Raw genomic sequence first — 8,147 nt, 5'->3', positions numbered from 1 at the left:
CGGGCCAGCTCCGCGGCGAGCGCGGTGCGTTCGCGCTGGAGCGCCTCGCGGCGGGAGGCGCGGGCAGCGGCGCGCCGCTCGGCCTCGCGCTGTGCGGCGAGCCGCCGGGCGTGCTCGCGTTCGGCGTGGTCCAGCGCCTCCCGGGCCGCGTGGCCGCCGGCCGCGGCGGAGCGTGCCGCCGCATGGGCGGCCTCGAGCTCCCGGACGGACTCGGCGAGTTCCGGCACGCCGTCCTCGCCGGACTCCGCGCGGGCGGCCGTGAGCTGCTCGCGCAGGGAGTCGCGGCGGCGTCCGGCCTCCTCGCGTCCGGCCTCGGCGGCGCGGTGCCGCTCCAGCGCCGCCTCCTCGGTACGCCGGTCCACGTGGCCGGCGTCCGGGCGTGCCGGGGCGGGGTGCTCGGTTGCGCCGCAGACGGCGCAGGGCGCGCCGTCCCGCAGGCCGGCGGCGAGTTCGGCGGCGATGCCGCGGAGCCGCCGGTCCTTCAGTTCCAGCCAGTGGTCCCGGGCCGCGGCGGCCTGCTCGCGGGCGCGCAGCGCCTCCTCGGCGGCGCCGGCCGCCTCGTCGGCGAGTGTGTCCCGGCGCCGGGCGGCGGCCAGCCGCCGCCGGACGGGGTCGAGCCGGGCGGCGAGCTGCTCGGCGCGGGTCGCGGCCTCCTGGGCCTCCTCGACGCGCCTCCGGTGGGCGTGGTGGGTCTCCTCCCAGCCGGACAGCCAGGCGGCGGTCTCCTCCTGAGCCTCCTCCTCCGCGCCTGCGTCCCGGTCCAGCGCGGCGAGCTCGCCGTCGATCTCCGCGCCGCGGCGCTCGGCGCGGCGGGCGGCCTCGAGGCCGCCGAGCTCCTGTCGCGTCCGGTGCTCCAGCGCGGTGAGCTCGGCGGGGACGAGCCCCGACTCCTCCTCCGGGAGCGCGGCACGCCGCTCGGCCTCGGCGGCGGCGTGCCGGTCGTGTTCGGCGGCCGCGGCGTCCCGCAGCGCGAGCACGGGGGCGACGGCGTGGGCGGCGCGGGCGCGCTCCAGCCGCCGCGCGGTCTCCCGGCGGCGTCCTGCCTCGGCGGCCAGTGCGTCCGCGCGGCGGCGGGCGTCGGCGAAGCGCTGCTGGAGCCGCTCGGTCTCCCGGGCGTCCTCGAGGTGGCGGAGCGCCCGGGCGTGCCGCTGCTCGGCGGTGCGGCAGGCGAGGGCGGCGATGTCGTACCGCTCCCGGGCGGCGGCGCGGGCGAGGGCCGCCCGGGTCAGCACGGACTCGGGCGGTCCGGGCCCGTCGGCGGACGGGGACCCGCCACGCTGGTCGGGTACGGCGCGGGTACGGCCGTCGGCGGGTGCACCGGGCGCCGGGGCGTCCCCGGACTGCGGCCCGGCGGCCTGGCGGATGCGGTGGGCGAGCCCGTGCAGGGCGTCGTCCCCGCTGCGCACGGCTTCCTGGGCGTCCCGGCGCATGCGGGCGAGCTGCTCCTCCACCGCGGCGAACCGGCCGGTGTCGAAGAGCCGCCCGAGCAGCTTGGCGCGTTCCTCGGCACCCGCGCGCAGGAAACGGGAGAAGTCTCCCTGAGGGAGCAGCACCACCTGGCAGAACTGCTCGCGGCTCATGCCGAGCAGGCCGCCGATCTCCTCGCCGATCTCCTGGTGGGAACGGCTGAGCCCGCGCCACGCCCGGCCGGTCGTGTCGTACTCCCGCAGTTCCGCGTGGGCGCGCTCGCGGGTGAGCCCGGTGCCCGTGCGCTTGGGCCGGAGCTGGTCGGGGCGGCGGGTGAGCTCCAGCCTGCGGCCGGCGACGGTCAGTTCCAGCACCACCTCGGTCAGGGTGTGCGGGTCGGCGTGGTGGCTGCGGAGGGTGCCGCCGGGCTGCTGCCGGGCGCCGGGCACGCCGCCGTAGAGGGCGAAGCAGACGGCGTCCAGGACGGACGTCTTCCCGGCGCCGGTCGCGCCGTGCAGCAGGAAGACCCCGGCGGCGGTGAGGGCGTCGAAGTCGACGTGCTGGGTGCCGCGGAACGGGCCGAAGGCGGTGACGGAGAGGCGGTGGAGTCTCATCACACCGCCTCTTCCGCGGTCTCCTCGGCGCGGGCGGCGTCCAGGGCGTGGCTCAGCAGCGTGCGCTCGGCCGGGTCCGCGGCGCGTCCGGTGCGGACGTGGCCGACGAAGTCCTCGGCGATCTGCTGCTCGGAGCGGCCACGCAGCCGGGCGCCGTAGCCCGTCTCGTGCCGGCCGGGGACCGGGTCGGGGTCGAAGACGAGGCTGACGATGTGCGGGAAGCGCCGGGCGAGCCGGGCCATGGGCTCGGCGGGGCGGGACGGGTCGGTGAGCGTGGCCTCCACCCAGGAGTCCTCGTGCACGGCGTGCTCCGGTTTCTCCAGCAGCTCCTCCAGGGGGCCGCGGAGGCGGGCGAGGGGGCGGGGCACCGGGCAGTCGACGCGCTCGGCCGACACGCCGCCGTCGGCACCGAGGTCGACGAGCCAGCAGGACTTCCGGTGCCCGGCCTCGGAGAAGGAGTACGCCAGCGGGGAGCCGGAGTAGCGCACGCGCGGGGAGAGCGTCTGGCAGCCGTGCAGGTGGCCGAGGGCGGCGTAGTCCACGCCGGCGAAGACGGCGGCGGGCACGGAGGCGACGCCGCCGACGGTGATGTCCCGTTCGCTGTCGGAGACTTCGCCCCCGGTGACGAACGCGTGTGCGAGCACCACCGAGCGGGTGCCCGGGGCCCGCCCGGCGAGATCGGCGCGTACCCGGTCCATGGCGGCGCCCAGCACGGCGGCGTGGCTGCGCTGCTCCGCCCCCAGCTCCGTCTGCACCAGGGCGGGTTCCAGATACGGCAGGCCGTAGCAGGCGATGTCGCCGTGCTCGTCGGAGAGGACCACCGGGGTGCCGCATCCGGCGGGGTCCGTCCGCAGATGGACGCCGGCCCGGTCCAGCAGCCCGGAGCCCACGCCGAGGCGCCGGGCGGAGTCGTGGTTCCCGGAGATCATCACGGTGGGGACGCCGAGGGCGGCCAGCCGGTGCAGCGCCTCGTCGAACAGCTCGACGGCGGCGAGCGGCGGCACGGCACGGTCGTAGACGTCCCCGGCGACCAGCACCGCGTCCACCCGGTGCTCCTCCACGGTGGCGACGAGATGCCGCAGGAAGGCGCGTTGGGCCTCCAGCAGGCTGACCCGGTGGAAGCTGCGGCCCAGATGCCAGTCGGACGTGTGGAGCAGACGCATGGTCACCGACCCTAAGGGCGGCCACCGACAGCCCGCCCGGAGCCCGGCGCTCAGGGGGCGGCGGGCGGCTCGTAGGTCTCGCCGCCGAGGTCGAGGCGGGCGCTCCCGGAGGTGGCGTCCGCGAGCCAGGCGCGGAAGGTGTCCAGCTCCTCCTCGGGGAGGGCGAGTTCGAGGGTGACCTCGGCGCCGTAGCGGACCTCGCGGACCCGGCGGCCGGTGGCGCGCAGTTCGTTCTCCAGGCGCCCGGCCCGTGCGTGCCCGGCGGTGACCGTGGCGAGCCGGAGGCGGCGGCGGGTGACTGTGCCGAGGGCGTCGAGGGCGGCGCCGACCGCGCCGCCGTAGGCCCGGATGAGCCCGCCCGCGCCCAGCTTGGTGCCGCCGAACCAGCGGCTGACGACGGCGACCACGTACCGGGTCTCGCGGCGCAGCAGCATCTGGAGCATCGGGACGCCGGCGGTGCCGCCCGGCTCGCCGTCGTCGGAGGCGCGCTGCACGGCGCCGTCCGCGCCCAGCACGTAGGCCCAGCAGTGGTGGCTCGCGGTGGGGTGTGCGCGGCGGATGCGGGCGACGAAGTCCTGTGCCTCCTCCTCGGTGGCGGCGGGCGCGAGCGCGCAGCGGAACCGCGACCGGTTCACCTCCGTCTCGTGCACGCCCTCCGCGGCGACGGTCGCGTACCGGTCCGGCCCGTCGTGCCCGGGCGCCCGCGGCGGGTCCCGGTCCTGGTCGTCCCGCATGCCCGCAGCCTATGCGGCGGGCGCGGGAACGCGCCGGGCGGGTGGGCCGCGGGAACGCGCCGGGCGGGTGGGCGGGGAATGCACAGCGCGGATGGCGGGTTCGCACCGGCATGGACGTGGACCAGCGCACGGAAGACGAGACGGTACGGCGGATCCTCACCGGCGCCGGCGACACCTGGGCCGTGGTGGGCCTGTCGAACAACCGCGGGCGGGCCGCCCACGGGGTGGCCGGGGTGCTGCGGCGGTACGGCAAACGGGTGGTGCCGGTGCACCCGAGGGCCGAGACGGTCGGGGGCGAACCCGGGTACGCGCGGCTGGCGGACATCCCGTTCCCGGTGGACGTGGTGGACGTGTTCGTGAACACGCACCTGGCAGGCGCGGTGGCGGACGAGGCGGTGGCCGTGGGGGCGAAGGCCGTGTGGTTCCAGCTCGGCGTGGTGGACGAGGACGCGTACGCGCGCGTCCGGGCGGCCGGACTGGACATGGTGATGGACCGCTGCCCGGCCATCGACATCCCCCGGCTGGGGTGAGCCGGCCCGGTCCGCGCCAGGGGCCCCGTCAGACGCCCAGCCCGTCGACCACGGTGGCGCCGGGGAGCGAGGCCAGGGCCTTGCCGGGCAGGATGAGCTTGCCGCGGCGGCGCCCGCTGCCCACGAGCACCCAGGGCAGCCCGGCGACGGCGGCGTCCACCAGCAGCGGCCAGCCGACGGGCAGCCCGACCGGGGTGATGCCGCCGTACTCCATGCCGGTCTCGCCGACCGCGGTGTCCTGCGGGGCGAAGGACGCCTTGCGGGCGCCGAGCTCGCGGCGCACCGCCCCGTTGACGTCCAGCCGCGTGGTGGAGAGCACCAGGCAGGCGGCGAGGCTCCGCTCGCCGGCCCGCTTGGCCGCGACCACGACGCAGTTCGCGGAGGTCCCCAGCAGGTCGCGCCCGTAGGTCTCGACGAACACGGCGGTGTCCGCCCGGTCCGGGTCGGTGTCGACGTAGAGCACCTGGTCGGCGGGGACGGCGCCGCTCCAGTGGCGCACCGCCTCGGCCACCGGTCCGGTGAGCAGTTCGAGGCAGGCCGCGGCCGGGCGGGCGTCGGCGAAGTCTCCGATGGGGGCGCGCATGACGGCACGCTAGCAGGGGTTCAGCGGGGGGCCGGTACGGCGACCGCCATGGTCATCTCCACCGGCTCCGCCCCCTCGTTGCGGTAGCCGTGCGGGACGTGCGACTCGAAGCAGGCGGAGGTGCCGGCGGGCACCTCGTGAGTGGTGCCGTCGGCGGTAAGGGTGAGCACTCCGGCGGTCACGTGCACCAGTTCGGTGGTGCCCTGGGGGTGCGGGTCGGAGTCGCTGCCCTCGCCGGGCATCAGCCGCCAGGACCACAGCTCCAGCGGTCCGGGCGCCTCGGTGCCGGCGAGCAGGGTGCTGTGGCTGCCGGCGTCGGTCTGCCAGAGCCGTACCGCCTGTTCCTCGGGGACCAGTCGCACCTGGGGCTCGCGGTCGAAGTCGAGCAGGGTGGTGATGCTGACACCGAGCGCGTCGGCGACCTTGACCACCGTGCCGACGCTCGGGTTGGTGCGGGCCTGCTCGATCTGGATGAGCATGCCGCGGCTCACCCCGGCGCGGGCGGCGAGGGCGTCCAGGGTGAAGCCGCGTTCCTGCCGCCAGCGCTTGAGGTTGCGCGCGAGCGACTGCGTCAGGTGGTCGAGGTCCGTCACGTACTACCGCACCGTCCAATATTCTGTATGACAGGGCTCAACCTGCTGTACTACGGTGAGCTGGACTCAAGCGTTCACCACACTGTACTGCGAGGTGCCCTCATGACCGCAGCCCTGGCCCTGGCCACCAGTCTCCTGTGGGGCCTGGCCGACTTCGGCGGCGGGCTGCTCACCCGGCGGATGTCCGCGCTGACCGTGGTGGTCGTCTCCCAGACGCTCGCCGCGGCCGTCCTCGGCGCGGTGGTGGTGGCGACCGGCGGCTGGAGCGCCTGGGGGCCGCAGCTCTGGTTCGCCGTGGCCGCGGGCGTGGTCGGGCCGGTGGCGATGCTCGCCTTCTACAAGGCGCTCGCCCAGGGCCCGATGGGCGTGGTCTCGCCGCTGGCCTCCCTGGCGGTGTTGGTACCCGTGGGAGCGGGGCTGGCACTCGGCGAGCGGCCGGGCCGGCTGCAGGCCGTGGGCATCCTGGTCGCGGTGACCGGCGTGGTGCTGGCCGGGGGCCCGGAGCTGCGCGGCGCCCCGGTGCAGCGGCAGACGCTGCTGCTGACCCTGGTGTCCGCGTTCGGCTTCGGCGCGGTCATGGCCCTGATCGAGCACGCCTCCACCTCCATGACCGGGCTCTTCCTGGCGCTCTTCGTACAGCGGCTCTGCAACGTCGCGGTGGGCGGCGCCGCCCTGCTGACGCAGCAGCGGCGCGGCACGCCGGCGCTGCCGGACGGCGGCCGGGAGGCGCTGGTCGCGGCGGTGCCCGCGCTGGCCTTCGTCGGCCTGGCCGACGTGGCGGCCAACGGCACCTACATGGTGGCCGCGCAACACGGCCCGGTGACGGTCGCGGCGGTGCTCGCCTCGCTCTACCCCGTGGTCACCGCGCTGGCGGCGCGGGGCGTGCTCCGCGAGCGGCTCCGTGCGGTGCAGACCGCGGGCGCCGGGCTGGCCCTCTTCGGGACGGTGCTGCTGGCCTCCGGCTGAGGCTTCGCGGGCGCCCGTCTGCGCCCCCCGGGCTCCGTTTCCGGGCTCCCTACGCGCCGGGGGTCAGTACCGCCGCACCACGTACAGCAGCAGTGCGACGCCCTGGAGGGCGATCACGATCGCCAGCAGGATGCGCAGCGTGCGGTCGTTCACGTCGCTCCTCCTCGGCACGGCGGCACGGGCGCGGCGGGCTCCGGGCCGCGCCCGGCTCACTCCGGGGCGGCCGGGTCCACCGCACATTCTCCCAAGGCGAGCAGCTCGCGTGGGGTCACGCCGTCCGGGACCGGCACCGGGGGCGGAGTGCGCAGCGGCGGCCGCCAGCCCTCCCCGGGGTCCCAGCGCCGTACGACCCGGGCCGGCGCCCCCGCGACGACGGCGTGGTCCGGCACCTCGCCGCGGACCACGGAGCCGGCGGCGACGACCACGTTGCGCCCGAGCCGGGCGCCCGGCAGGATCACCGCGCCCGCCCCCAGCCAGCTCCCGGGGCCGATCTCCACCGGGGCGGTGCGCGGCCACTGCCGGCCGACGGGCGTGTGCGGATCGTCGTACGAGTGGTTGGTCGAGGTGATGTAGACGTACGGGCCGCAGAACACGTCGTCGCCCACCGTGATCGCGGTGTCGGCGATCACGTGGCTGCCGCGGCCCAGCACCACCCCGCTGCCCAGGCGCAGCACGGTCTCCGCTCCGAGGTCCAGGTCCGGCATCATCCCGGCGGTCAGCGTGACGTCCCGTCCGATGACGCAGTGGTCCCCCAGCTCGATCCACGGCGTCCCGAAGAGGGTGCCCTGGGGGAACGCCAGCCGGGTGCCCCGGCCGATGGCGCGGAAGGCGTACGCCCCGGGGTGCTCTGCGGTCACGGCGCCGTACCGCTCCGCCCGGCGCCAGAGGGCGTGCACGGCGCGGGACGCGAGCGCGGAGAACGCGTTGCTCAGCGGGGACACCCGGACACGGTAGCCGCGGCGGCGCGCGGCGCACCGGTGCGCCGCCTGTGATCTTCCCCCCAGCGAGGCGCCCGGCCGTCGTCACTCCCCCGGGGTCTCCCGGTGCAGCCGCGCCAGCTCCCGGTACATCTCCGCGTTCGCCGGGATGCCCGCTCGTTCCTCCGGGGTGAGCTCGCGCTTGATGCGGGCGGGGACACCCGCGACCAGGGAGCCCGGCGGTATGTGCAGCCCCTGCGGCACCAGCGCCTGCGCCGCTACCAGCGATCCTGCCCCCACGTGCGCGCCGTTGAGCACGGTCGCGCCCATGCCGATCAGCACCTCGTCCTCGACCGTACAGCCGTGCAGGACCGCGTTGTGCCCCACCGAGACCCCGTCCCCCACCGTCACGGGGTAGCCGGGGTCCACGTGGACCGTGCAGTTGTCCTGCACGTTGCTGTCGGCGCCCAGCACGATCGGCCCGCAGTCGCCGCGCAGCACCGTGTGGTACCAGATGCTCGACCCCGGCCCCAGGATCACCTCACCGACCACCACGGAGGTGGGGGCGGTGAAGGCCTGCGGGTCGAGCTTCGGCTCCCGGCCGCCCACGCCTCTGATGAACGCACCTTCCGCCATCGCC

9 protein-coding genes are annotated in these 8,147 nt (G+C 76.6%); 2 read left to right on the top strand and 7 right to left on the bottom strand.

Annotated features, from left to right (window positions below):
- The 3 genes from HOY81_RS15020 to HOY81_RS15010 all read right to left on the bottom strand — a co-directional run.
- Positions 1-2,021 (bottom strand): AAA family ATPase (locus HOY81_RS15020; RefSeq protein WP_237320857.1); only part of this gene is annotated, 2,021 nt, incomplete at its 3' end.
- The gene (locus tag HOY81_RS15015) at positions 2,021-3,184 is read right to left on the bottom strand and encodes an exonuclease SbcCD subunit D (RefSeq protein WP_237320856.1); all 1,164 of its coding nucleotides are present in this window, start codon (positions 3,182-3,184) and stop codon (positions 2,021-2,023) included. The genes HOY81_RS15020 and HOY81_RS15015, both read right to left, overlap by 1 nt.
- A gap of 50 nt (positions 3,185-3,234) precedes the next feature.
- Complete coding sequence (locus tag HOY81_RS15010; RefSeq protein WP_237320855.1) at positions 3,235-3,918, bottom strand: YigZ family protein; 684 nt, start codon at positions 3,916-3,918, stop codon at positions 3,235-3,237.
- 110 nt (positions 3,919-4,028) lie between these two features.
- Between HOY81_RS15010 and HOY81_RS15005 the strand changes: the two genes are divergently transcribed.
- Positions 4,029-4,448 carry a CoA-binding protein gene (locus HOY81_RS15005; RefSeq protein ID WP_237320854.1) on the top strand — a complete coding sequence of 140 codons (420 nt, stop codon included), beginning with the start codon at positions 4,029-4,031 and terminating at the stop codon, positions 4,446-4,448.
- A 28-nt stretch (positions 4,449-4,476) separates the two neighbouring features.
- On the opposite strand, the gene HOY81_RS15000 is transcribed toward HOY81_RS15005, so the two are convergent.
- Both HOY81_RS15000 and HOY81_RS14995 read right to left on the bottom strand, forming a co-directional pair.
- Positions 4,477-5,031 (bottom strand): YbaK/EbsC family protein, encoded by a 555-nt coding sequence (locus tag HOY81_RS15000; RefSeq protein ID WP_237320853.1) that lies wholly within the window; start codon positions 5,029-5,031, stop codon positions 4,477-4,479.
- Between the two features lie 20 nt (positions 5,032-5,051).
- The gene (locus HOY81_RS14995) at positions 5,052-5,624 is read right to left on the bottom strand and encodes a helix-turn-helix domain-containing protein (RefSeq protein WP_237320852.1); all 573 of its coding nucleotides are present in this window, start codon (positions 5,622-5,624) and stop codon (positions 5,052-5,054) included.
- A 102-nt stretch (positions 5,625-5,726) separates the two neighbouring features.
- Here HOY81_RS14995 and HOY81_RS14990 point away from each other — a divergent pair, with 102 nt between their 5' ends.
- Complete coding sequence (locus tag HOY81_RS14990) at positions 5,727-6,590, top strand: DMT family transporter (RefSeq protein ID WP_237320851.1); 864 nt, start codon at positions 5,727-5,729, stop codon at positions 6,588-6,590.
- 209 nt (positions 6,591-6,799) lie between these two features.
- Here HOY81_RS14990 and HOY81_RS14985 read toward each other — a convergent pair whose 3' ends face one another.
- Together HOY81_RS14985 and HOY81_RS14980 are read right to left on the bottom strand one after the other, a co-directional pair.
- Positions 6,800-7,522, bottom strand: a complete 723-nt coding sequence (locus HOY81_RS14985; protein ID WP_237320865.1) for a DapH/DapD/GlmU-related protein — start codon at positions 7,520-7,522, stop codon at positions 6,800-6,802.
- Positions 7,523-7,612: 90 nt separating this feature from the next.
- Entirely contained in the window at positions 7,613-8,143 is a 531-nt protein-coding gene (locus tag HOY81_RS14980) for a gamma carbonic anhydrase family protein (protein WP_237320850.1), read from the bottom strand.
- Positions 8,144-8,147 lie beyond the last annotated feature (4 nt).

Source organism: Streptomyces sp. JJ36 (genome assembly GCF_021696945.1).
GTDB lineage: Bacteria > Actinomycetota > Actinomycetes > Streptomycetales > Streptomycetaceae > Streptomyces.
This window is presented reverse-complemented; position numbering and strand designations above follow the sequence as displayed.

Bases quoted from the DNA above. Each gene is read 5' to 3' on its own strand.
- HOY81_RS15015 (WP_237320856.1), bottom strand. From the start codon at position 3,184: ATGCGTCTGCTCCACACGTCCGACTGGCATCTGGGCCGCAGCTTCCAC.
- HOY81_RS15010 (WP_237320855.1), bottom strand. From the start codon at position 3,918: ATGCGGGACGACCAGGACCGGGACCCGCCGCGGGCGCCCGGGCACGAC.
- HOY81_RS15005 (WP_237320854.1), top strand. From the start codon at position 4,029: ATGGACGTGGACCAGCGCACGGAAGACGAGACGGTACGGCGGATCCTC.
- HOY81_RS15000 (WP_237320853.1), bottom strand. From the start codon at position 5,031: ATGCGCGCCCCCATCGGAGACTTCGCCGACGCCCGCCCGGCCGCGGCC.
- HOY81_RS14990 (WP_237320851.1), top strand. From the start codon at position 5,727: ATGACCGCAGCCCTGGCCCTGGCCACCAGTCTCCTGTGGGGCCTGGCC.
- HOY81_RS14980 (WP_237320850.1), bottom strand. From the start codon at position 8,143: ATGGCGGAAGGTGCGTTCATCAGAGGCGTGGGCGGCCGGGAGCCGAAG.